Annotated in this window: 16 protein-coding genes and 1 riboswitch; of the genes, 5 read left to right on the top strand and 11 right to left on the bottom strand. The window is 68.2% G+C overall.

From position 1 onward, the window contains the following. Positions 1-18 precede the first annotated feature (18 nt). Positions 19-1,245 carry an acyl-CoA dehydrogenase family protein gene (locus AC07OD_RS23990; protein ID WP_218296572.1) on the top strand — a complete coding sequence of 409 codons (1,227 nt, stop codon included), beginning with the start codon at positions 19-21 and terminating at the stop codon, positions 1,243-1,245. Positions 1,246-1,286: 41 nt separating this feature from the next. After that, positions 1,287-2,984 (top strand): long-chain fatty acid--CoA ligase, encoded by a 1,698-nt coding sequence (locus AC07OD_RS23985; protein ID WP_492254349.1) that lies wholly within the window; start codon positions 1,287-1,289, stop codon positions 2,982-2,984. 185 nt (positions 2,985-3,169) lie between these two features. Here the strand turns inward: AC07OD_RS23985 and AC07OD_RS23980 are convergent, their stop codons facing one another. The 5 genes from AC07OD_RS23980 to AC07OD_RS23960 form a co-directional block, all read right to left on the bottom strand. Further along, on the bottom strand, positions 3,170-4,348 hold the full coding sequence (locus AC07OD_RS23980) for an ABC transporter substrate-binding protein (RefSeq protein ID WP_218296570.1): 1,179 nt from the start codon (positions 4,346-4,348) through the stop codon (positions 3,170-3,172). A gap of 113 nt (positions 4,349-4,461) precedes the next feature. Further along, entirely contained in the window at positions 4,462-5,169 is a 708-nt protein-coding gene (locus tag AC07OD_RS23975; RefSeq protein ID WP_218296569.1) for an ABC transporter ATP-binding protein, read from the bottom strand. After that, positions 5,156-5,920, bottom strand: a complete 765-nt coding sequence (locus AC07OD_RS23970) for an ABC transporter ATP-binding protein (RefSeq protein WP_218296568.1) — start codon at positions 5,918-5,920, stop codon at positions 5,156-5,158. The genes AC07OD_RS23975 and AC07OD_RS23970 overlap by 14 nt, the downstream gene beginning before the upstream one ends. Continuing rightward, the gene (locus AC07OD_RS23965) at positions 5,913-6,896 is read right to left on the bottom strand and encodes a branched-chain amino acid ABC transporter permease (RefSeq protein WP_218339186.1); all 984 of its coding nucleotides are present in this window, start codon (positions 6,894-6,896) and stop codon (positions 5,913-5,915) included. The genes AC07OD_RS23970 and AC07OD_RS23965 overlap by 8 nt, the downstream gene beginning before the upstream one ends. Before the next feature lies 1 nt (position 6,897). Next, complete coding sequence (locus AC07OD_RS23960) at positions 6,898-7,761, bottom strand: branched-chain amino acid ABC transporter permease (RefSeq protein WP_218296566.1); 864 nt, start codon at positions 7,759-7,761, stop codon at positions 6,898-6,900. A gap of 424 nt (positions 7,762-8,185) precedes the next feature. Between AC07OD_RS23960 and AC07OD_RS23955 the strand changes: the two genes are divergently transcribed. Next, complete coding sequence (locus AC07OD_RS23955; RefSeq protein ID WP_494598223.1) at positions 8,186-9,328, top strand: serine hydrolase domain-containing protein; 1,143 nt, start codon at positions 8,186-8,188, stop codon at positions 9,326-9,328. Positions 9,329-9,384: 56 nt separating this feature from the next. Beyond that, complete coding sequence (locus tag AC07OD_RS23950; RefSeq protein ID WP_218296564.1) at positions 9,385-9,915, top strand: shikimate kinase; 531 nt, start codon at positions 9,385-9,387, stop codon at positions 9,913-9,915. A 112-nt stretch (positions 9,916-10,027) separates the two neighbouring features. Here AC07OD_RS23950 and AC07OD_RS23945 read toward each other — a convergent pair whose 3' ends face one another. After that, positions 10,028-10,963 (bottom strand): LysR family transcriptional regulator, encoded by a 936-nt coding sequence (locus AC07OD_RS23945; RefSeq protein WP_492244771.1) that lies wholly within the window; start codon positions 10,961-10,963, stop codon positions 10,028-10,030. 214 nt (positions 10,964-11,177) lie between these two features. Here AC07OD_RS23945 and AC07OD_RS23940 point away from each other — a divergent pair, with 214 nt between their 5' ends. Beyond that, complete coding sequence (locus tag AC07OD_RS23940; RefSeq protein WP_218296562.1) at positions 11,178-11,582, top strand: RidA family protein; 405 nt, start codon at positions 11,178-11,180, stop codon at positions 11,580-11,582. 99 nt (positions 11,583-11,681) lie between these two features. Here AC07OD_RS23940 and AC07OD_RS23935 read toward each other — a convergent pair whose 3' ends face one another. The 5 genes from AC07OD_RS23935 to AC07OD_RS23915 form a co-directional block, all read right to left on the bottom strand. Next, positions 11,682-15,200 carry a putative Ig domain-containing protein gene (locus tag AC07OD_RS23935; RefSeq protein ID WP_494598222.1) on the bottom strand — a complete coding sequence of 1,173 codons (3,519 nt, stop codon included), beginning with the start codon at positions 15,198-15,200 and terminating at the stop codon, positions 11,682-11,684. Positions 15,201-15,557: 357 nt separating this feature from the next. After that, positions 15,558-18,272 (bottom strand): methionine synthase, encoded by a 2,715-nt coding sequence (gene metH, locus AC07OD_RS23930; protein WP_492244773.1) that lies wholly within the window; start codon positions 18,270-18,272, stop codon positions 15,558-15,560. 51 nt (positions 18,273-18,323) lie between these two features. After that, positions 18,324-18,430, bottom strand: a riboswitch (S-adenosyl-L-homocysteine riboswitch). Between the two features lie 29 nt (positions 18,431-18,459). Beyond that, positions 18,460-20,163 carry an IPTL-CTERM sorting domain-containing protein gene (locus AC07OD_RS23925; RefSeq protein WP_494598221.1) on the bottom strand — a complete coding sequence of 568 codons (1,704 nt, stop codon included), beginning with the start codon at positions 20,161-20,163 and terminating at the stop codon, positions 18,460-18,462. 123 nt (positions 20,164-20,286) lie between these two features. Further along, on the bottom strand, positions 20,287-21,030 hold the full coding sequence (locus AC07OD_RS23920) for a hypothetical protein (protein WP_494598220.1): 744 nt from the start codon (positions 21,028-21,030) through the stop codon (positions 20,287-20,289). Positions 21,031-21,146: 116 nt separating this feature from the next. Continuing rightward, positions 21,147-22,187, bottom strand: coding sequence for an aliphatic amidase (locus AC07OD_RS23915; protein ID WP_492244775.1), 1,041 nt, complete (start codon positions 22,185-22,187; stop codon positions 21,147-21,149). Positions 22,188-22,200 lie beyond the last annotated feature (13 nt).

Raw genomic sequence — 22,200 nt, 5'->3', positions numbered from 1 at the left:
TGCGGAAAGCACCCCTTCATGGATTTCACCTACTCCCCCAAGGTCGTCGACCTGCAGCAGCGCCTGACGGCGTTCATGGAAGAACACATCTACCCCGCCGAACCGGTGTACCACCACGAGGTGGCCGCAAACCGCAAGGCCGGCAACGCCTGGCAGCCCACCCAGGTGATGGAGGACCTCAAGGCCAAGGCCCGGGCCGCCAACCTCTGGAACCTGTTCCTGCCCGAATCCAACCTGGGCGCGGGCCTGACCAACCTGGAATACGCGCCCCTGTGCGAAATCATGGGCCGCTCGCACATCGCGCCCGAGGCCTTCAACTGCTCGGCGCCCGACACCGGCAACATGGAAACGCTGGCGCGCTATGCCACGCCCGAGCAGCAGCAGCGCTGGCTGCTGCCGCTGCTCGACGGCCGGATCCGCTCGGCCTTCGCCATGACCGAGCCCGACGTGGCCTCGTCGGACGCCACCAACATCGAAGCCCGCATCGTGCGCGACGGCGACCACTACGTCATCAACGGCCGCAAATGGTGGACCTCCGGCGCGCCCGATCCGCGCTGCGAGATCCTGATCTTCATGGGCAAGACCGACCCCGACCATGCCAGCCGGCACCAGCAGCAGTCGATGATCCTCGTGCCCATGGACACGCCCGGCGTGACCATGGAACGCGCGCTGCCCGTGTTCGGCTACGACCATGCGCCGCACGGCCATGGCGAGGTGAGCTTCGTGAACGTGCGCGTGCCCGTGGCCAACATCCTGCTGGGCGAGGGCCGTGGCTTCGAGATCGCCCAGGGCCGCCTGGGCCCCGGGCGCATCCACCACTGCATGCGCCTCATCGGCGTGGCCGAGCGCGCGCTGGAGCTGATGTGCCAGCGCGCCCTGGGCCGCACGGCGTTTGGCCGCAAGGTGGCCGACCAGGGCGTCACGCGCGAGCGCATCGCCAACGCGCGCATCCTGATCGACCAGGCGCGCTTCCTGGTGCTCAATGCCGCGCAGATGATGGACACCGTGGGCAACAAGGTCGCCCGCAAGGAGATCGCGATGATCAAGGTGGCCGCGCCCAGCATGGCCTGCCAGGTGATCGACTGGGCCATGCAGGTGCATGGCGGCGGCGGGGTGAGCGATGATTTCCCGCTCGCGGCCGCCTATGCTCAGGCACGTACCTTGCGATTTGCCGACGGCCCCGACGAAGTGCACCGCAATGCCATCGCCAAGGACGAGCTGGCACGCCATCTGAAACGCGGCTGACCGCCCCGCCGCCGAACCACGCCTTCAGGAGCCCGCCCCGCATGTCCGACCGCCACCTTGCCCACTGGCCCCCGGGGCTGTCCCGCCACCTCACGCTGCCGCAGACCAACCTGTTCCACAACGCCGAGGTTTCGGCGGCGCGCTACCCGGACAAGCCCTTCCTGGTGTTCTACGACACGCTGGTGACGTTCCGGCAGTTCCAGCAGGAGGCCGAGCACATCGCGGGTTTCCTGCAGCAGCGGTGCGGCGTGAAGGCCGGCGACCGGGTGCTGCTGTACATGCAGAACAGCCCGCAGTGGATCCTGGCGTTCTACGGCATCCTGCGCGCCAATGCCGTGGTGGTGCCGGTGAACCCCATGAACCTCACCGACGAGCTGCGCCACTATGTGCACGACAGCGGGGCCACAGTGGCCTTCCTGCCGCAGGACCTGCATGCGCAGGCGCAGCCGCTGGTGGGCGGGGCGCAGGGTGGCGCCGGCCTGGAGCACCTGATCGTCGCGGCCTACAGCGACTACCTGCAGGTGCCCACCGACCTGCCCGTGCCCGCGTTCGTCAGCGCGCCGCGCGAGGCCATCGCCGCCCCGGGCGTGACGCTCTGGAGCGACATGCTGGCGCAGCGGCTCGCGCCCGGCCCGCTGACCGCCGGACCCGATGACCTTTGCGTGATGCCCTACACCTCGGGCACCACCGGCCACCCCAAGGGTTGCATGCACACGCACCGCAGCGCCATGAGCACGCTGGTGGGCGGCGCGCAGTGGTTCTCGCGCACGCAGGATGCGACCTATCTGGCCGTGCTGCCGCTCTTTCACGTCACGGGCATGTCGGGCAGCATGAACGGGCCGCTGTTCGTGGGCGCCACCGTGGTGGTGCTGCCGCGCTGGGACCGCGACGCCACGGCCCGGCTCATGCAGCGCTACCGCATCAGCATCTGGCAAGCCATCTCCACCATGGTGGTGGACTTCCTGGCCAACCCGCGCATCGGCGACTACGACATCTCCAGCCTGCAGGCCATCCGGGGCGGTGGCGCGGCCATGCCCAAGGCGGTGGCGCAACGCCTCAAGGAGCTGACGGGGCTGGACTACGTGGAGGGCTACGGCATGTCCGAAACCATGGCGGCCACGCACATCAACCCGCCGCACCGGCCCAAGCCGCAATGCCTGGGCATCCCGGTGTTCGACGTGGATGCGCGCGTGGTCGACCCCGCGACGTTCGCCGAACTGCCGCCGGGCGAGACCGGCGAGATCGTGGTGCACGGACCGCAGGTCATGGTGGGCTACTGGAACAACCCGCAGGCCACGGCCGACAGCTTCATCACTCTGGAGGGCAAGCGCTTCCTGCGCACCGGCGACCTGGCGCAGGTGGACGAGGACGGCTACTTCTTCATGGTGGACCGCTTGAAGCGCATGATCAACGCATCGGGCTTCAAGGTCTGGCCCGCCGAGGTCGAGGCCATGATGTACGCCCACCCCGCCATCCAGGAGGTGTGCGTGATCGCCGCGCACGACGAACGCCGGGGCGAGACCGTGAAGGCGGTGGTCGTGCTGCGCGACGCCTTCAAGGGCCAGGTGAGCGCGCAGGACATCATCGACTGGAGCCACGACCACATGGCCGCCTACAAGAGCCCGCGCCGCGTGCAGTTCGTGGACAGCCTGCCCAAGTCGGGCACGGGCAAGGTCCAGTGGCGCGAGCTGCAGGAACAGGAGCGCAGCGCACCTCCCGGGGCGGGTCCGCGCGCCTGATGCTTCACTTTTTATAGCGCCTTGCGCTTTACAGTCAAGCGCCAGCGGCCAAAATAACTGCAAATCCAGGAGTTAGCCCGTGCCGGGGCAGCGCGCGGTGCACGGCAAGATCCCTTGCAAAAAAAGGCCTGCCCCTTCTCCGTGGCAGGCCCTGCGTGGCGTGGCGGTCCAGGGCCCGCGCCGACCTACTTGGCCAGCGCGTCCAGCCGGATCTCCTTGACCTTGCCGCCTTCCACGATGGCCACGCGGGTGTTGGCCGTGGAGCCGCCGCGCTCGTTCACGCCGTCCATCTCGTGCGGGTTGTTTTCGGTGGGCAGTGACTTGAAGGCCTTGTCCAGCTGCGCGCGGATCGCGGCGGCGTCGGTGGTGCTGCCCGCGAGCTTCATCGCCAGCGCGGTGGCGTGCACGGTGGTGTAGTTGAGCGAGACCTCGGAACTCGGGTCGCGGCCGGGGTGGGTCTTGCGAAAGCGCTCCACGAAGGCCTTGGTCACCGGCGAGCTGTCCTCCACCACGGGCAGCACGCCGATCGATCCCTCCAGGGGGCCGTAGCCGCCGGTGATCTTGCCGATCTCGTCCATCTTGGCCTGGTCGATGATCACGAAGCCCCCCTTGAAGCCCAGCTCGCGCGCCTGCTTGATCACCAGGCCCGTGGGCTCGGACGCGCCGCCGATGAAGAGCACGTCGGGCTTGGAGGCGAGCACCCGGCTCACGCCGCTGTAGAAGTCCGTCGCGCGGTTGTAGGACATGGGGTTCTCGGCCACCACCTTGCCGCCCGCGGCTTCCCACGCGGGCTTGAAGGCGGCTGTCCAGGCCTTGGCGTAGTCGTGGTCGGCATTGGCGATGGCCACGTTCTTGCCGTACTTGCCCATGGCGTGGTTCACGAAGGGCTTCACGTAGGACGTGAACTCGGGCGGGATGCGCAGCGTGAGCTTGTTGTTGCGCTCGGTGATCTGCGGCACGCTGGTGTACGAGAGCAGCAGGACCTTCTGCGCCTCGTTGGTGGCCATCACCGCGAAGCTGCCGCCCGAATGCGGCACCAGCACCGCGGGTGCCTTGTGCTCCTGCACCAGGCGCTGGGTATTGATGGCGGTTTCACTGGGGTTGTACTTGTCGTCCAGCGCGACGATCTCGAGCCTGACCTTCTGGCCGGCCACCTCCAGGCCCTTGGCGTTGATCTCCTGCACCGCCATCTCCATGCCGCTGAGCACGTTCTTGCCGTACAGCGCGGCGCCGCCGCTCAAGGGGCCCGAGTAGCCGATCTTCACGACCTGCTGGGCGAAGGCGGTGCCGGTGGCACCCAGCAGTGCGGCCACCGCGAAGGCGCTGGCACCGAGTCGAAGGATGGTCTTGCGTTTCGTGATCATGCTGATGTCTCCTTGGGGTTTCTGAAAAAGCGGCTCTTGCGAGTCAGGGTCGTCAAACAGGTGGCACTACCGTCGCACGCGCGCGGCGCCGCGGGGGGGCTGCTCCTCATCTCCTATGCGCCGATGTAGGCCCGGCGCACGGCCTCGTTGTTCATGAGGCTGTCGCGGTCGCCCTCCATCACGATGCGGCCGCTCTCGATGACGTAGGCGCGGTGCGCGATCTTGAGCGCCGCGAACGCGTTCTGCTCGGCCAGCAGCACCGTGGTGCCGGCCTGGTTGATGCGCTGGATGACCTCGAAGGTCTGCTTGATGACCAGCGGCGCCAGGCCCAGCGAGGGCTCGTCGAGCAGCAGCACCTTGGGCCGGCCCATCATGGCGCGGCCGATGGCCACCATCTGCTGCTGGCCGCCGCTGAGCGAGCCCGCGGGGTCGTCCTTCTTCTCGGCCAGGATGGGAAACAGCGCGAACACCTCGTCCAGCACCTTCCTGCTGCCCGCCGTGTCGCCCCGGTGCACGTAGGCGCCCAGCATCAGGTTCTTGAGCACCGACATGCCGGGGAACAGCTTGCGCCCCTCGGGGCACTGCACCACGCCGTGCTGCACGATCTGAGAGGGCTTCATGCCCGCCAGCTCCCTGTCGCCATAGCGGATGCTGCCCCCGGCGGCCTTGTGGATGCCGCTGATGGTCAGGAAGATCGAGCTCTTGCCCGCGCCGTTGGCGCCCAGCAGCACCACCAGCTCGCCCTGCCGGGCATGCAGGCTCACGCCATTGAGCGCCTGGAAGCTGCCGTATTTGAGCGAGAGGTTGTCAAGCTGCAGCATGCTCGCTCCCCAGGTAGGCGTCGATGACGGCCGGGTTCGCGCGGATCTCGGCGGGGGTGCCCTCGGCGATCTTCTCGCCGTAGTTCAGCACCATGATCTTGTCGGCCAGGCTCATGATCATGTTCATCTTGTGTTCGATCAGGCACACGGTGAGGCCATGGGCCACCATCTTGCGGATGAGCTGGGCCAGGCCTTCGGTCTCGTCGGGGTTCACGCCGCCGGCGGGCTCGTCCAGCAGCACCAGGCGCGGCCCGGTGGACAGCGCCAGCGCGAAGGCCACGCGCTTGCGCTCCTCCTGCGAGATGTCGCCCGCCATGCGGTTTTCCAGGTGCGCGAGGCCCACGAAATCGAGCGCCTCGCGCGCCTTCTCGCGGCAGATGCGCTCTTCCTCGCGCAGGCGGCTGGAATTGCACAGCACGTCGAGCAGGCCCGAGCGCGTGCGCAGGCGGTGGCCCACGATGAGGTTGTCCAGCACCGAGGCCATGTCAAAGAGCGCCGTGGTCTGGAAGGTGCGCGCCACGCCCAGGCGCGCCACCTCGTCGGTGCGCAGCGAGGTCACGTCGCGTCCCTCCAGCGTGATGGTGCCCGAGCTGGGCCGGTGCATTCCGCTGATGAGGTTGAAGAACGTCGTCTTGCCGGCACCGTTGGGGCCGATGATCGCGTTGATCCTGCCGGCCTCGATGGTGGTGCTGACGTTGTTGACGGCGGCCAGGCCGCCAAAGCGCTTGGTGAGGTGTTCGATCTTAAGCACGGTCGCCTCCTGCGGGCGGTGTGGCGGACGGCCGGGTGGCGCGGCGTGCCTTCCAGCCCAGGTAGGTGCCCACGATGCCGTGCGGCACGAAGATCACCAGCAGCACGAGGATGGGACCGAAGACAAGGAAGCGGTACTCCTGCAGGAACTGCAGGTACTGCGTGAGCCAGGGCATGGCGAGCGCGCCCAGCAACGGGCCCAGCAGCGTCCCCAGCCCCCCGATGAGCATGTACATGGTCATGTCGAAGGTGTGCTCCACCCCCGCCACGCCGGGCCCGATGAAGCGCACATAGCCCGCATACAGCCCCCCCGCGATACCCGCGTAGAACACCGACAGCATGAACGCCAGCACCTTGTTGCGCATGAGGTTGATGCCCAGCGACTCGGCCAGCTCGTCGCTGTTGCGGATGGCCATGAAGGTGCGCCCGAGCAGCGAATTGACGATACGGCGCATGGCCCACATTCCCACCACCAGCCAGAAGAAGGCCAGGTAGTACAGCGCCAGCGGCGTGTCGAACCGCAGCCCCCCGATGGGCGACGGGGCGGGGATGCCGATGATGCCCACCGTGCCATGGGTGAGCCCTTCCCATTTCTCGATCACGAGGAACATGATGTAGCCCACGCACAGCGTGAAGATCGAGAAGTAGTGCCCCTTGAGCCGCAGCGACAGGACGCCGATGAAGAAACCCAGCACGGTGGTGACCACGCCCGAGAGCGCGAACGCCACCCAGAACGGCACCTGGTGGTCCACCGTGAGGATGCCCACCGTGTAGGCGCCCACCGCCATGAAGCCGCTGTGCGCCAAGTTGAACTGCCCCGTGTAGCCCGTGATGAGGTTCAGGCCGATGGTGGCGATCGCAAAGATGTAGGCGGTGCCCATCACCGTGAGGTGGTAGTCATTGCCCACGAACAGGGGAAACGCCAGCCCGGCGGCCAGCAGCAGGGCCCAGCCCCATTTGCCTTCCAGGAATGCCATGTCAGCGCACCCCCTTGGTGAACAGGCCCTGCGGACGCACCGACAGGATGGCCACGAGCAGCACGAAGGCGATGATGTCCTTGTAGTCGGTGGAGATGTAGAACGCCCCGAAGCTCTCGGCAAAACCGATGATGAGCCCCCCGATGATGGCGCCGGGCACGCTGCCCATGCCCCCCAGGATGATGATCACGAAGGCCTTGGTGATCACGAGGTGCCCCATGGCCGGGTACACAAGGTTGATGGGCGCATACAGCGTGGCGGCCACCGCGGCCAGCGCGCCCGAGATGGCGAAGGTGAGCATGGCCACGCGGTTCGCGTCGATGCCCACCAGCGACGCGCCATCGCGGTTCTGCGCCATGGCGATGATGGTCGAGCCCGTCACCGTCTTCTTGAGGAACAGGTGCAGCACCACCATGAGCACGAAGGCCGCCGCGATGATCAGCAGGCGCTGCACCGGCGCCGTGACTCCGCCCAGGTCGATGATGCCGGTGTACGGCGTCTGCATGCGGTGGAAGTCCGCACCCCACAGGGCCTGCGCGCCGGCCTCCAGGAACAGCAGCACCCCGATGGCCGCGATCATCGGATGCAGGCCCGAGGCATTGCGCAGCGGGTGGAACACCAGCCGCTCCGACACCACGCCGATCAGCGCCACGGCGAGGGCCGAGCCCGCCATCGCCACCCAGTAGTTGAAGCCCCAGGCCGCCATGAGGTGCCACGACACGAACGCCCCGGCCATGTAGAACGCGCCATGGGCGAAATTGGGCACGTGCAGGATGCCGTACACCAGCGTGAGGCCCAGGGCCACCAGGCTGTAGATGCCGCCCAGCGTGAGGCCGTTGAGCACTTGCTGCAGGAACAGGTCCATCAACCGCCCCTCCCTGCGAGCGGTGCGCGGCCGTGCTGCGCGGGCGGCATGGCCTCGGGGCGTGGGCTCGGGGCGTCCCCGCGGGGGCGTGTCTCCATCGTCGTGCTCCTGGTAGGTTTGCAGACAGGCTGCGGCCATCGGCCCAGCCGCCCCGCATGCCGCACGCGATGCGCCGAAGCGGCGCGATCCCCTTGCGGTCGAGGCCGGGCCAGCTTAATAACGAAGCCCCGGATGCCCAACCTCGCATTCCGCTGTGCAGAACATTTCAGGGTAATCACCCAGCGATTGGCGGGTGCGCCAGTCATCTGCGCGACTTGCCGCCGCGGGATGCCGCAACAGACTGAAACAATCCGTCCACCACCGGCGACGTTCCGACACGCGGAACGTGCGCGGGCCCCATTGCCACCACCGTCTCGAGGAACCCATGCACCCAGCCCCCCTGGCACGCCTGTGCCACGTACTTCAAGCCCATGTGGACCAGGGCCTGCTGCCCGGCGCGGTGGCGCTGGTGCACCACCAGGGCCGCACCGTGCTGCACCAGGCGGTGGGCGCACAGCGCCCCGGGGCGGACGCCCCCGCCATGGCGCACGACACGCTTTTTCGCATCTACTCGATGACCAAGCCGATTGCCTCGCTGGTGGCACTGATGCTCATGGAGGAAGGCCGCCTGCTGCTGGCACACCCCGTGTCGCACTACCTGCCCGCGTTTGCCGGGCAGCAGGTGTACGACCCAGCCACCGGCCAGCGGGCACCCGCGCCGCGCGAGGCCACCGTGCACGACCTGCTGCGCCACACCGCCGGCCTCAGCTACGCGTGGGAGGCGGGCCCGGTGCCCGACCTGTACCGCGCTGCCCGCATTGGTTCGCGCCGCCACACCAATGCCGGTCTCGCGGCCGCGCGGGGCCCCCTGCCGCTGGTGCATGCGCCCGGCAGCCGCTGGGAGTACAGCCGCGCCACGGATGTGCTGGGCGCCGTGCTCGAGGTGGTGGAAGGCGCGCCCCTGGGCACCATCCTGCAGCGCCGCGTGTTCGGGCCCCTGGGCATGCACGACACGGGCTTTAGCGTCCCTCCCCGGAACCTGCACCGGCTGGCCGAGCCCTTCGCGCGCGACCCGCAGACGGGTACCGAGGTCGCGTTGATCGACGTGGCCGCCCCGCCCGCGTTTGAATCCGCCGGGGGCGGGCTGGTGTCCACCGCCGCGGACTACGCGCGTTTCCTGCAGCTCCTGCTGGGCCGGGGCACCCTGGAAGGCACGGACGGCCCCGTGCGGCTGGCCAGCCGCGCCACGGTGGATTTCATGACGGCGGACCACCTGGGCGGCATCCCCACGGCCGGCGACGTGCTGCCCCCCGGCTACGGATTCGGGCTGGGCGTGGCGGTGCGCACGGCCACCGGGCTGGCGACGCGCCCCGGCTCGGCGGGGCACTACAGCTGGAGCGGGCTGGGCGGCACCTTCTTCCTCGTGGACCCGGCGCAGGACCTGTTCGCCATCCTGCTCACACAGGCCCCGGGACAACTGCGCTACCTGAGCGAGCTGTATCCGGCCCTGGTGTACGCCGCGCTCTGAGCGCCCGCCGCCTTACACTCTGCGTCCAGTTGGGCAGCCATAACAACAGGAAATTTATGCAGATTCGCTGTGCACTGGTCGGTATGCCCGGCTCGGGCAAATCCACCATCGGCCGGCAACTCGCCCACCGGGCGGGTGTTCCATTCGTCGACCTGGACCACCGGCTGGAGCAGACCCTCGGCACCACCATCCGCAGCTTTTTCGAAGCGGAAGGCGAAGCGCGCTTTCGCGATGTCGAGTCCCAGGTCCTGGCCGAGGTGGCGCAGGAGCCTGGCGGCATGGTGCTTTCCACCGGTGGCGGCGCCGTGCTGCGCCCGGCCAACCGGGAGGTGCTGCGCCGCTTCGGCAACGTGCTGTACCTGCGCGCCTCGCCCGAAGAGATCTACCGCCGCGTCAAGCACGACAAGACCCGGCCACTGCTGCAGGTGGGCAACCCCATGGACAAGCTGCGCGAGCTGTACGCGCACCGCGACGGCCTGTACCGCGAAACGGCCCACTTCGTGATCGAGACCGGCCGCCCCACGGTGCACACGCTGGTCAACATGATCATGATGCAGCTGGAGATGGCGGCGGGCGCGCAGGGGTAGGTTTCCTGGCGGTTGATGGCTGCGCGGCGGGCTTCAGCGGTTTGGGTTGACCGGCCATCCTGAAGCTGAATGGGCCCCGGGCGCTTATCCATGAACCCTGAATGCTATATTTTCAATAGCTTTCATCGGCACGCCGCACCGCCACCGGTGCATGCAGCGCCATCAGCTCCACCACCCAGTCAATGAACACCCGGACCTTGGCGCTCACATGGCGGTTGGGCGGGTAGGCCACGTACAGGGGCATGGGGTCCATCGTCCAGCCTTCAAACAATGGCACCAGTTCGCCGCTGGCCGCGTGCGGCCGCGCCATGTAGCTGGGCAGCCACAGCACCCCCATGCCGGCCAGCCCTGCGGCCAGATAGGCATTGCCGTCGTCCATCGCGCACACGTAGCGGCCCTGCACGTGGATGCTCTCGCCGCCGCGGCGCATGGCATAGGGAACCGGCTTGCCGGTGCGCGCCCACAGGAAACCCACGATGCGGTGGTGCGAGTCTTCCAGCTCCCCCGGGTGCGCGGGCACGCCCGCGTGCCGCAGGTAGCTGGGAGCGGCAAACACGCGCAGTGCGAGCTCGCCCACCTGGCGGGCGATGAGGGACTGGTCGGTGAGGGTGCCGCCGCGCACCACGCAGTCCACGTTCTCGCCCAGCATGTCCACGCGGCGGTCGCTCACGCCCATGTCGAGCTGGATGTCGGGATACCGCGCGTGGAACGCGGGCAGCGCGGGGACGAGGACGAGCCGGGCCAGGGGGCTGGGCACATCCACCCGCAGGCGGCCCCGGGGCGCGGCGGCGGCGGTGGAGAGGCTGGTCTCGGCGTCGTCCAGGTCGGCCAGCAGGCGCACCACGCGCTCGTAGTAGGCGGCGCCATCGGCGGTGACATGGACCTTGCGCGTGGTGCGGTTGAACAGCCGGACCCGCAGGCGTGCCTCCAGTTGCTGCACCAGCTGGGTCACCGTGGTCTTGCTCATGTGCAGGGTTGCCGCCGCCTTGGTGAAGCTGCCGGTTTCCACCACCCGCGCGAAGGCCTGCATTGCGTCAAAACGGTCCATGGGGATGCTCCGGTGCGGCCGCCTCAGGGGGGCCCGTGGGGTGCGCGGGCCGAGCCCGTGCCGCGCTGCAATGGGCCTGGTGCGGCCCGCGATTGTTTGGATTCTAAGAACAGTGATGGACAGGCTTGCCTGTTTATCGGCCGGCCCCGCGCTTCTACAGTGCCTTCATCGTCAACACGGGGCGGCTTGCCGGCCCTACCGAAGGAGTTTTTTCATGGCCCAACGTGATGTGGTGTTTCCGGCCGGTCGCCAGGCGCTGTACGAGCGCAACCGCTATTCGCCGGCGGTGCGGTCCAACGGCTTTCTGTTCGTGTCGGGCCAGGTGGGCAGCCGCGAGGATGGCTCGCCCGAGCCCGACCTGAAGGCGCAGGTGCGGCGGGCGTTCACCAACCTGGACGCGGTGCTGCAGGCGGCGGGCTGCACCTTTGACGATGTGGTGGACGTGACGATGTTTGTCGTCAACCCCGAGGCGAACTTTGAAGCGGTGTGGAGCATCGTGCCCGAGTTCTGGGGCGAGGCGCCCCACCCCACGCTGACGGGCATTGGCGTGACCTGGCTGTATGGGTTTCAGTTCGAGATCAAGGTGATTGCCCGGCTGCCGCAAGGCCAGGGCGGCTGAATCTTGCAGGGAGCGGATGGTTGCAATCTTTGAATGAAATGAGGCCCCAGCGCTTATCCCGAAAGCGCTGGCAGCTATGATTTTCATATCAACCGCACATCACCCCGCGCCCCGGCGGCGCTGGCCTGCGGCCACGGCCAGCAGTCCCAGGGCCAGCCACCAGATCAGCCCGTCGCCCAGCGGCACGGCCGTGGCGGCCAGCCCGAAGCCCGCGCCGCCCGCGTCCACGATGGCGCCGTTGGCGGCCAGGTCATCATCCCCCAGGGCGCCGTCGGTGATGGAGAAGGTCGCCACCGTGCCCGCCACCCCGGCGGGCAGGGTGTACCAGCGTGGCGCCGCGTTGGGCGGGCTGGCCGGCGTGGGGCCGTACTTCCAGTACTGGGTGTGGGCCGGCAGCGCGCCGGGGTAGGTGATGGTGAACTGCAGCGTGCTGCCCGGCGTGCAGCCCGTGGTGGCGAAGTCAAACAGCCCGTGCGGAAACTGCACCCCCGCCGGGGCGCTGTGGGCGGGCGGGCTGGACGCGTGGCCCGACGGCGGGATGAACTGCGCGCTGGCGAACACGCACCCCGCACCGCCGCCGCCAAAGCTGGCCGTGATGGTGCCCGAGCCCGTGGGGGACGGGCCGCTGTAGGTCTGCGCCAGCGCCACCTGCAGCGTGTAGGCCTGGCTGCCTGCATAGGCCGCCCCGCTGGCGTCGGTGGCCGTGACGGTGAAATGGTAGGTGCCCGGTGCGCCCACGGTCCCGGCCAGCACGCCGGCCGTGCTCAGCGCCAGGCCCGGGGGCAAGGCGCCGGTGCTCACGGCATAGCTGTGCGGGGCCAGCCCACCGGCCGCCGCGAGGGTCTGGCTGTAGGCGCTGTACGCGCCGGCAGCGGGCAGCGTGGCGGGCGCCAGGGTGACGGTGGGGGCTCCCACCGTGAGCGCCACGGCCTGCGCGCCGTTGAACGGGCCGGCGCCGGTGCTGCTGTCGGTGGCGGTGAGGTGGAGGTTGAACGCACCGGCCACCGAGGGCGTGCCCGACACCGTGGCGCTGTCGGCCGTGGTGGCCGTGACCGACAGGCCCGCGGGCAGGTTCTGCACCTGCAGGCCCGTGTAGGGCGCGGCGCCGCCGCTCCAGGTGAAGGTGCGGGTGTAGGCGCTGCCCACCGTGGCGGTCTGCGCGCTGTTGGGGCTGATCACCAGGGTGGGCGGGCTCACGGTCAGCGTGACGGTGGCGGGCGACGATGTGCCGGAGGTGTTGGTGGCGGTATAGGCAAGACTGTCACTGCCCGCATAGCCCGGCGTGGGCGTGTACTGGAGGGTGGTGCCACTGACCATCGCCGTGCCGTGCGCGGCCGGTGTGGTGAGGGCCAGCGACGTGGCCGCCCCGCCGAAGAGGCTCAGCGGCACGGCGTTGCCGCTGGAGCCATAGGCCACCGTGTGCGCCGAGTGGCTGGCCACCGGCGCCGCATCGGCCACCACCAGCGTGTAGGCGCGCGTGGCGGTGTAGGGGCCGGTGCCGGTGCTGCTGTCGGTGGCGGTCACGCTGAAGTTGAAGGACCCCGTGGCCGTGGGCGTGCCCGACAGCACGCCGCCCGCGCTGAGCAGCAGCCCGCCCGGCAACGCCCCGGCCGTGACGGCATGGGTGTACGGCGCCGTGCCGCCCGATGCCGCGAGCGGAGTGCTGTAGGCCACGGTGCGCGTGCCGCCCGGCACGGTGGCGGGGGCCAGCGACACCGTGGGGCTGGCAATGGCCAGGGTATAGGCCTGCGAGCCCGCATACGGCCCCGGAAAGGCGCTGCTGTCGGTGGCGGTGACCGTGAAATTGAACGCACCGCCCGCCGTGGGCATGCCGCCGAGCAGCCCGCCGGTGGACAAGGCCAGCCCCGTGGGCAGCGCGCCCGCCGTCACCGCGAATGCATAAGGGCCTGCGCCACCGCTGCCCGCCAGGGTCTGGCTGTAGGCCGCCGCCACCGTGCCGCCCGGCAGGGTGCCGGGGCCGACGGCCACAGGCACATCGTCGTTGGTGACGGTGCCCAGGCCCTGGTTGTCGGCGATGGTGGCGTTGACGGCGCCGCTCAGATGGACGAAGAAGGTCTCGTGGGCCTCGGGCGTGGTGTCGCCGACCACGGGCACCGTGACGGTGAGCAAGGTTTGCCCTGGCGTGAAAGTCAGCGTGCCGCTGGTGGCGGTGTAGTCGCCGGGCTGCGTGGCCGTGCCGTTGGCCGTGGCGTAGTTGACGCTGGTGGTGAAGCCACTCGGCGCGCTCAGGGACACGGTGAAGACGGCGCCGGTGGTACCGCCGTGGCCCTCCACCACGGTCACATCGTTGATCGACAGGCTGGGGGCCGCGTCGTCGTTGACGATGGTGCCCTGGCCCTGCGCGTCGCCCGCCACGGCATTCACCAGATTGGTCACATTCACCCAAAACGTTCTGTCCGGCTGGAAGAGCGCATTGCCCGGCACCTGCACCACGAAGGGGTAGGTGCTGCTGCCTGCGGGTATGGCCTGGCCCGCGAGGCTGTGCGCCACGTAGTCGGCCCCCGCGGTGGCCGTGCCATTGGCCGTGGCGATGTCGAAGGTGACGCCGCCCGGCCCGGCGGGCGCGCTGAGGCTGACCGTGAAACTGAAATGGGCCATGCCCGCATTGCCTTCGCTGGCCGCCACGTCGTTGATGGACAGCACGGGCTGCTGGCTGACCACCAGCGTGTAGTTCTCCAGCTCGAAATAGCTCCCAGGCCCCGTGCTGGCGTCCGTGACCCGCAAGGTCACCGGGTAGCTGCCCAGGGACGCCGCCGTGGTGCCGCTGACCACGCCCGCGCCGGAGATGCTGATGCCCGCCGGGAAGCTGCCCGTCTCCAGCAGATAGCTGTAGGGCGACACACCGCCCGTGGTGGCCAGTGCTTGCGAGAAGGGCTGGCCCTGCACCGCCGTGCCCGTGGGGGTGGCCAGCGCCAGGCTCGGGTTGCCCACCGTGCCGGTGTAGCCCTTGTCCACGAACAGGCCGCCATGGTCGGTGGAGCGCACGCTGAAGGTGTAGCCCCCGCGCCGGGTGGGCGTGCCGGTGATGGCGCCCGAACCGGCCACGCCGAGGCCCGGGGGCAGCGCGCCGCCTTGCAGCGTGTAGGTGTATGGCGCCGTGCCGCCGCTGGCGCTGAGGGCCTGCGAAAACGGCGTGCCCGCCGTCAGGGCGGGCAATGTTGCGGGTGCGACCGCAATGGGAGACGACGAGGGATGGATGGTGACCGTCACGCCCACGACGCTTTGCGCAGTGGCGTTGCCCGATGCGTCGGTGAACTCGAAGTAGTCGCTGGTGGCGCTGTTGCCATTGTGGCTGTAGTCCAGGACCCAGTTCGGTCCGGTGATGCGCAGGTTGGCACTGCCATGCACCGGCAACGCCGGCCCGTCCACCGGACCGGTGCCCGCCCAGCCAATACCTGGCGTGCAGTCGGTCACGTCGATGGTGACCGTGCCGCCTTGCGTGACCCCACCACCCTTGGCCGGGCAGATGAGCGAGGTGTGCGCGGCGCTGGCCATGCCAGGCTGCAGCAAACCCGCCAGCAGCGCCGCGCAAGCCAGCAGGCGCAGGGCCGCATGATGGAGCCCCTCCGAAAATCCATGGAAACGCAGCATTGGCATCGCCCCTACACAGTTCTTTGTCTTGTGCTTGGGCGGGCCCTGCGCGGCCCACGGCGGGAGCCACTGTCCTGTGAAAAGTGCAGCGGCAGCGCCGCACCGAGCTTGTCCCAATCGTGGCTGATTACATGCTGCGCCCTGGCAAATAGCATCCCTCCTGAAGTAGGGTTCCCACTGCCGAAAACACGCGCCAGGCATGGCGCAGGCGCGCCGGTCTGGAGGCAGGCCCATGGCTTGCGAAGCGCTTTCCGGCAAAGCCACCAACAGAAAGGCCCCGCGTGCGGGGCCTTTCTGTCCATTCGATCAAATCAGCCCCTGGCGCTTATCCATCAAGTGCCAGATGCTATAAAATCAATAGCATTACAGATTCGGCGCCAGCAACCGCTCCAGCACCTTCTCATCCATCCTGCGGCGCTGCGCCATGTCGTGCAACTGGTCTTCACCGATCTTGCCGACGTTGAAGTACACGGCATCCGGATGACCGATGTAGAAGCCGCTCACGCTGGCCGCCGGCATCATGGCCAGGCTTTCGGTGAGGGTCATGCCGATGTCTTCGCACTGCAGCACACGGAACAGCTCGCTCTTGGCGCTGTGGTCGGGGCAGGCGGGGTAGCCGGGCGCGGGGCGGATGCCGCGGTACTTCTCGGCGATCATGTCGTCGTTGCTCAGCGCCTCGCCGGCGGCATAGCCCCACAGGTCGGTGCGCACGCGGTGGTGCAGGGCTTCGGCAAAGGCTTCGGCCAGGCGGTCGGCCAGGCTCTTGAACAGGATGGCGGAGTAGTCGTCCAGCGCGTCGATGAAGGCCTTTTCCTTCTTCTCGATCCCCAGGCCCGCCGTCACGGCGAACATGCCGGCGTAGTCGGCAATGCCGCTTTCCTTGGGCGCCACGAAGTCGGCCAGGCAGCGGCTGGGGCGGGTCACGCCGTCGATGGTGTGCTTTTCCGCTTGCTGGCGCAGGCCGTACCAGGTCATGGCGACCTCGGTGCGGGTGTCGTCGGTGTAGAACTCGATGTCGTCGTCGTTCACGCTGTTGGCGGGCAGCAGCGCCATCACGCCGCTGGCCGTGAGCCACCGGCCTTCGATGATTTTTTTCAGCATGGCCTGGCCATCGGCAAACACCCGCGTGGCCTCCACGCCCACCACCTCATCGGTGAGGATGGCGGGGTACGGGCCGGCCAGGTCCCAGGTCTGGAAGAACGGGCCCCAGTCGATGTACCTGGCCAGCTCGGCCAGGTCGAAGTTCTTGAACACGCGGCGGCCCAGCGCACGTGGCACGGCGGGCTGGTAGGCGGACCAGTCCACGGGTGTCTTGTTCGCGCGGATCTTGGCCAGGGGCCACAGGGGCGTGGCCTTCTTGTTGGCGTGCTGGATGCGCACCTTGTCGTAGTCGGCATTCAGCTCGTCCACGTAGTTCTGCACGCCGTCGCCCAGCAGGCTCTGCGCCACGCTGACGCTGCGCGAGGCATCGGGAACGTAGACCACGGGGCCTTCGTAGTGCGGCGCGATCTTCACGGCGGTGTGCACGCGGCTGGTGGTGGCGCCGCCGATGAGCAGCGGGATCTTCTTGATGCGAAAGTGCTCGTCCTTCTGCATCTCGCCCGCGACGTACTGCATTTCTTCCAGGCTGGGGGTGATCAGGCCCGACAGGCCCACGATGTCGGCGCCCTCGACCTTGGCGCGCGCCAGGATCTCGTGGCAGGGCACCATCACGCCCATGTTCACCACCTCGAAGTTGTTGCACTGGAGCACGACGGTGACGATGTTCTTGCCGATGTCGTGCACGTCGCCCTTGACGGTGGCGATGACGATCTTGCCCTTGCTGCGCACGTCGCGCCCGGCCAGTTCGTCCTGGCGCTTTTCTTCCTCGATGTACGGAATCAGGTGGGCCACGGCGGACTTCATCACGCGCGCGCTTTTCACCACCTGGGGCAGGAACATCTTGCCAGCGCCGAACAAATCGCCCACCACGTTCATGCCGTCCATGAGCGGGCCCTCGATCACGTGCAGCGGACGGCCGCCCCTGGCCAGGATCTCGCGGTAGGCCTCTTCGGTGTCCTCGGTGATGAAGTCGGTGATGCCGTGCACCAGCGCATGCGACAGGCGCTCGCCCACGGTCTTGGGGTGCTCGGGCGTGCCGCGCCATTCGAGTTTCTTGCTCTCGTCCTTGGCGCCGCTCTTGGCGGTTTCGGCGATCTCGACCAGGCGCTCGCCGGCGTCGGGGCGGCGGTTGAGCACCACGTCTTCCACGCGCTCGCGCAGCACGGGCTCCAGGTCGTCGTACACACCCACCATGCCGGCATTGACGATGCCCATGTCCATGCCCGCCTTGATGGCGTGGTACAGGAACACGGTGTGGATGGCCTCGCGCACGGGGTCGTTGCCCCGGAAGCTGAACGACACGTTCGACACGCCGCCCGAGACCTTGGCGCCCGGCAGGTTCTGCTTGATCCAGCGCACGGCCTCGATGAAATCGACGGCGTAGTTGTTGTGCTCTTCGATGCCGGTGGCCACGGCGAAGATGTTGGGGTCGAAGATGATGTCTTCGGGCGGGAAGCCCACTTCATCGACCAGGATGCGGTAGGCGCGTTCGCAGATTTCGATCTTGCGTTCGTAGGTGTCGGCCTGGCCTTTTTCGTCAAACGCCATGACCACCGCAGCGGCGCCGTAGCGGCGCACCAGGCGCGCCTCGTGCTTGAACTTGTCCACGCCCTCCTTCATGGAGATGGAGTTGACGATGCCCTTGCCCTGCACGCAACGCAGGCCGGCTTCGATCACCTCCCACTTGGAGCTGTCCACCATGATGGGCACCCGCGCGATGTCGGGCTCGGACGCGATGAGCTGCAGAAAGCGCACCATGGCGGCCTTGCTGTCGAGCATGGCCTCGTCCATGTTGATGTCGATGACCTGGGCGCCGTTCTCCACCTGCTGGCGCGCCACGGCCAGGGCCTCTTCGTACTGGCCGTTCAAAATCATGCGCGCGAACGCCTTGGAGCCGGTGACGTTGGTGCGCTCGCCGATGTTGACGAACAGCGTGCCCTCGCCAATGGAGACAGGCTCCAGGCCGGACAACTTCATGGGGGGGACGGACAAATCTGACATAAGGCTCACCTGCGCGGCACAAGGGGGTTCAGGTGAGCGTCGTTGTCAATGTACTGAGGGATGCGCGGCCCAAGCCTGACGAGCCGCCATGCCCCACCAGGGCACGGCAAGCCGCTGCAACGCTCCTTGGACCAGGGGCCGATTGTAGTTGGCCCGCCCGCGGTCAGCGCATCTGGCGGCGCTGGCCCAGCGCGGCCAGCAGCACCAGGCCGGCGAGCAGCCACAGCGCCCATTCCGACAGGGACGGAATCGCGCTCGGGGCCGCCGCGATGGTGTCGGTGTCGGTGGCGCTGTTGTTGCCGGGGTTGGGGTCGGTCACGCCACCTGGGGCCGCGACGGTCGCGGTGTTGACCAGTGTCCCCGTCGCCGACGCGCCCACCGTGGCGCTGACGGTGTAGGTCACCGATCCGCCCGCGGGCAGGTTGACGGTGTCGTTGATGCTGCCACTGCCCGAGGCGGTGCAGGTGCCGCCGCCCGCGCCCACGCAGGTCCAGGTGCCGGTCAGCACCGCGGGCAGGGTGTCCGCCACCGTTGCCCCAGCGACGCCGGAGGGCCCGGCATTGCTCGCGGTGATGGTGTAGGTCACCGAGCCGCCCGGGGTGGCCGTGGTCACGCCGTCCGTCTTGGTGATGGCCAGATCCGCCTGCGGCGTGACGGTGTCGGTGTCGGTGGCGCTGTTGTTGGCCGGGTTGGGGTCGGTCACCCCGCCCGGCGCCGTCACCGTCGCCGTGTTGACCAGCGTTCCCGTGGCCGCCGCACTCACCGTCGCGCTGACGGTGTAGGTCACCGAGCCGCCCGCGGGCAGGTTGACGGTGTCGCTGATATTGCCGCTGCCCGCCGCCGTGCAGGTGCCTCCGCCCGCGCCGACGCAGGTCCAGGTGCCCGTGAGGGCGGCGGGGAAGGTGTCCACCACGCCCGCGCCTGCGGCGTTCGATGGGCCGGCGTTGCTGGCGGTGATGGTGTAGGTGACCGAGCCGCCCGGAACGGCCGTGGTCACACCATCCGTCTTGGTGATGGCCAGGTCGGCTTGCGACGCGAGGGTGTCGGTGTCGGTGGCGCTGTTGTTGGCGGGGTTGGGATCGGTCACCCCGCCCGGCGCTGTCACCGTCGCCGTGTTGACCAGCGTTCCGGTCGCCGAACCGCTGATCGTGGCGCTCACCGTGTAGGTGACCGATCCCCCCGCGGGCAGGTTGACGATGTCGTTGATGTTGCCGCTGCCCGCCGCCGTGCAGGTGCCTCCGCCCGCGCCGACGCAGGTCCAGGTGCCGGTGAGCGCGGCAGGGAAGGTATCGAGCACCGCGGCCCCCGACGCATTGGACGGCCCCGCGTTGCTGGCGGTGATGGTGTACGTCACCGATCCGCCCGGAACGGCCGTGGTCACGCCATCGGTCTTGGTGATGGACAGATCCGCCTGTGGCGTGAGCGTGTCGGAGTCGGTGGCGCTGTTGTTGGCTGGGTTGGGGTCGTTCACGGCAGACGTCACCGTCGCGGTGTTGGTCAGCGTGCCCGTCGCAGACGCATTGATCGCGGCGCTCACCGTGTAAGTCACCGAGCCGCCCGCGGGCAGATTGACGCCATCGTTGATGTTGCCGCTGCCCGCCGCCGTGCAGGTTCCGCCGCCCGCGCCCACGCAGGTCCAGGTGCCGGTGAGCACGGCCGGAAAAGTGTCCGCCACCGTGGCACCGACGGCGGGGTCCGGCCCTGCATTGCTGGCGGTGATGGTGTAGGTCACCGATCCGCCCGGCGTGGCCGTGGTCACTCCATCGGTCTTTGTGATGGAAAGGTCCGCGTCTTGGGCATGCGCTGCGGTCGCGGCCACCATGGCCAACAAGAACGCAGTGAGCCACAGCAATGCACGTTGGCGCATGGTGAAGTCCCGATTTGGAGTGGAAGGGTGGCCAAAGTGTAACGCCACGTTTCCATCTGGAACGTTCATGCGCGTCGGCGCGCGCTGACGGCGCGTCCCGCGCTGGATGCGGTCGAATCGCCCTTAACGCACCGGCAGAAACTGCAGGAAAGTCCCGCCCACGATACCCTGCACGTAGCTGATGGCAGCGCGGCGGTACTTTTCGGTGGTCAGGGCGGCCAGCAGGTCGAGCCGCGCGATGACCTTGCCGAACTCGCGCTCGAAGCTCAGGTTGCGGCCCTGGGACCCGATTTCGTCGGCCAGCAGCAGCGGCTGGCCCTGGGCATTGCGGCGCTGGGCCAGCAGCCACACGGCGCTTTCCACATTGCGCGCGGCGTTGTAGAGGTGCTGGGCATCCACACCGTCGAGCAAGAAGAACTCGGTCTTGCCGCCATGGGCCGTGATGATCATGTCGGCCGTCGCATGGATGAACGCCGCCACGCGGTCTCCCGCAAACTCCGGCGCCAGCGCAAAGCCCATCGCGGCGATGTCACGGCGCCCCTGCAGTGGCGCCCAGGGCTGGCGCTGCAGGATGGCCGTGCGCACCTGCTCGGCGGCGTGCTCGCGGCTGGTGGTGCTGGTCTTGCGCCATTCGGCGGGGTTGCGGCGGTAGAGCTTGTCCATGAGGCGGAACAAGCCCTCCAGGTTCTCCTGCATGGCCAGCGTGGCCAGGCGGTTCATGTCGGACTGGGCCAGCTCACCGGGCGCGGCGGATGCGCCCTTGACCTCGCCGCGCTGCGTGGGCGCGTTGCCCGCGCAGCCCGCGAGCACGGCGCACAGCAACGCACAGGACGACATCCACAGGATAGAAAAGAACGGCCCACGCATGGGGGCCGATTATCGGGCGCAGTGCGGGCCTCGCACAGTCGGTTGACACTGTTTGAAGATCTCAGGCCGCTGCAGTGCATCGAACGGGCGAACCCGCGCCACACCCCCCTTTGGCGTCAGCTGCGGCCTGCGCTGTCAGGGTTGGGGATGCCCTCCATCGGGCATTCCTCGGTGCCTACCATGGGCCGGGTGATGGCTTCCACGGCCTTGCGGGTGCCTTCGGGGTCATTCACCCAGCGGGTGTAGAAGTCATACGGGCAGGCGGCCACGCCCTGGTCCCCGTCGCGGGAGTTGATCATGCCGGTGTAGCCCCGGTGCAGCAGCTTGAAGAGGTGGTTTTCTGACTGCCCGTTCCTGCGGAAGTCGCGGATCAGGCTTTTTGACAACGCTGCGTACTGCACCCCGTATTCCTCCTCGCCGCATTCACCCAGCGTTCGGCCATCAAAGCCAATCAGCGCGCTGTGGCCAAAGTAGCTGTACACGCCGTCGAACCCGGCGGCATTGGCCACGGCCACGTAGGTGTTGTTGGCAAAGGCCATGGCCTTGCTCATCAGAATCTGTTGCTCCTTGGCGGGGTACATGTAGCCCTGGCACCGCACGATGAGCTCAGCGCCCTTCATGGCGCAGTCGCGCCAGATCTCGGGGTAGTTGCCGTCGTCGCAGATGATGAGGCTGATCTTCAGGCCCTTGGGGCCTTCGCTCACGTACGTGGTGTCCCCCGGGTACCAGCCTTCGATGGGGGTCCAGGGCATGATCTTGCGGTACTTCTGCACGATCTCGCCCTGGTCGTTCATCAGGATCAAGGTGTTGTACGGCACCTTGTGCGGATGCTTCTCATGGCGCTCGCCGGTGAGCGAGAAAACGCCCCACACCTTGGCCTTGCGGCAGGCGGCGGCGAAGATCTCGGTCTCCTCGCCGGGGATGGTGGCCGCCGTGTCCATCATCTCCTGGGCGTCGTACATGATGCCGTGGGTGCTGTACTCCGGGAAGATCACCAGGTCCATGCCGGGCAGGCCGGTCTTCATGCCCACCAGCATGTCCGCGATCTTGCGCGCGTTGTCCAGCACCTCGGCCTTGCTGTGCAGGCGTGGCATCTTGTAGTTGACCACCGCCACGCCAACGGTGTCCTTGCTGCTGGAGATATCGCCGTGAATCATGGTGAAGCATCCC

The organism is Acidovorax sp. GW821-FHT10E03, from assembly GCF_059415205.1.
Note: the sequence above shows the minus strand (reverse complement) of the source record. Positions and strands in the feature narration are given on the sequence as shown.

Bases quoted from the DNA above. Each gene is read 5' to 3' on its own strand.
- AC07OD_RS23985 (WP_492254349.1), top strand. From the start codon at position 1,287: ATGTCCGACCGCCACCTTGCCCACTGGCCCCCGGGGCTGTCCCGCCAC.
- AC07OD_RS23960 (WP_218296566.1), bottom strand. From the start codon at position 7,761: ATGGACCTGTTCCTGCAGCAAGTGCTCAACGGCCTCACGCTGGGCGGC.
- AC07OD_RS23925 (WP_494598221.1), bottom strand. From the start codon at position 20,163: ATGCGCCAACGTGCATTGCTGTGGCTCACTGCGTTCTTGTTGGCCATG.
- AC07OD_RS23950 (WP_218296564.1), top strand. From the start codon at position 9,385: ATGCAGATTCGCTGTGCACTGGTCGGTATGCCCGGCTCGGGCAAATCC.
- AC07OD_RS23980 (WP_218296570.1), bottom strand. From the start codon at position 4,348: ATGATCACGAAACGCAAGACCATCCTTCGACTCGGTGCCAGCGCCTTC.
- AC07OD_RS23945 (WP_492244771.1), bottom strand. From the start codon at position 10,963: ATGGACCGTTTTGACGCAATGCAGGCCTTCGCGCGGGTGGTGGAAACC.
- AC07OD_RS23920 (WP_494598220.1), bottom strand. From the start codon at position 21,030: ATGCGTGGGCCGTTCTTTTCTATCCTGTGGATGTCGTCCTGTGCGTTG.
- AC07OD_RS23965 (WP_218339186.1), bottom strand. From the start codon at position 6,896: ATGGCATTCCTGGAAGGCAAATGGGGCTGGGCCCTGCTGCTGGCCGCC.
- AC07OD_RS23990 (WP_218296572.1), top strand. From the start codon at position 19: ATGGATTTCACCTACTCCCCCAAGGTCGTCGACCTGCAGCAGCGCCTG.
- AC07OD_RS23935 (WP_494598222.1), bottom strand. From the start codon at position 15,200: ATGCCAATGCTGCGTTTCCATGGATTTTCGGAGGGGCTCCATCATGCG.
- AC07OD_RS23955 (WP_494598223.1), top strand. From the start codon at position 8,186: ATGCACCCAGCCCCCCTGGCACGCCTGTGCCACGTACTTCAAGCCCAT.
- AC07OD_RS23975 (WP_218296569.1), bottom strand. From the start codon at position 5,169: ATGCTGCAGCTTGACAACCTCTCGCTCAAATACGGCAGCTTCCAGGCG.
- AC07OD_RS23940 (WP_218296562.1), top strand. From the start codon at position 11,178: ATGGCCCAACGTGATGTGGTGTTTCCGGCCGGTCGCCAGGCGCTGTAC.
- AC07OD_RS23915 (WP_492244775.1), bottom strand. From the start codon at position 22,187: ATGATTCACGGCGATATCTCCAGCAGCAAGGACACCGTTGGCGTGGCG.
- metH (WP_492244773.1), bottom strand. From the start codon at position 18,272: ATGAAGTTGTCCGGCCTGGAGCCTGTCTCCATTGGCGAGGGCACGCTG.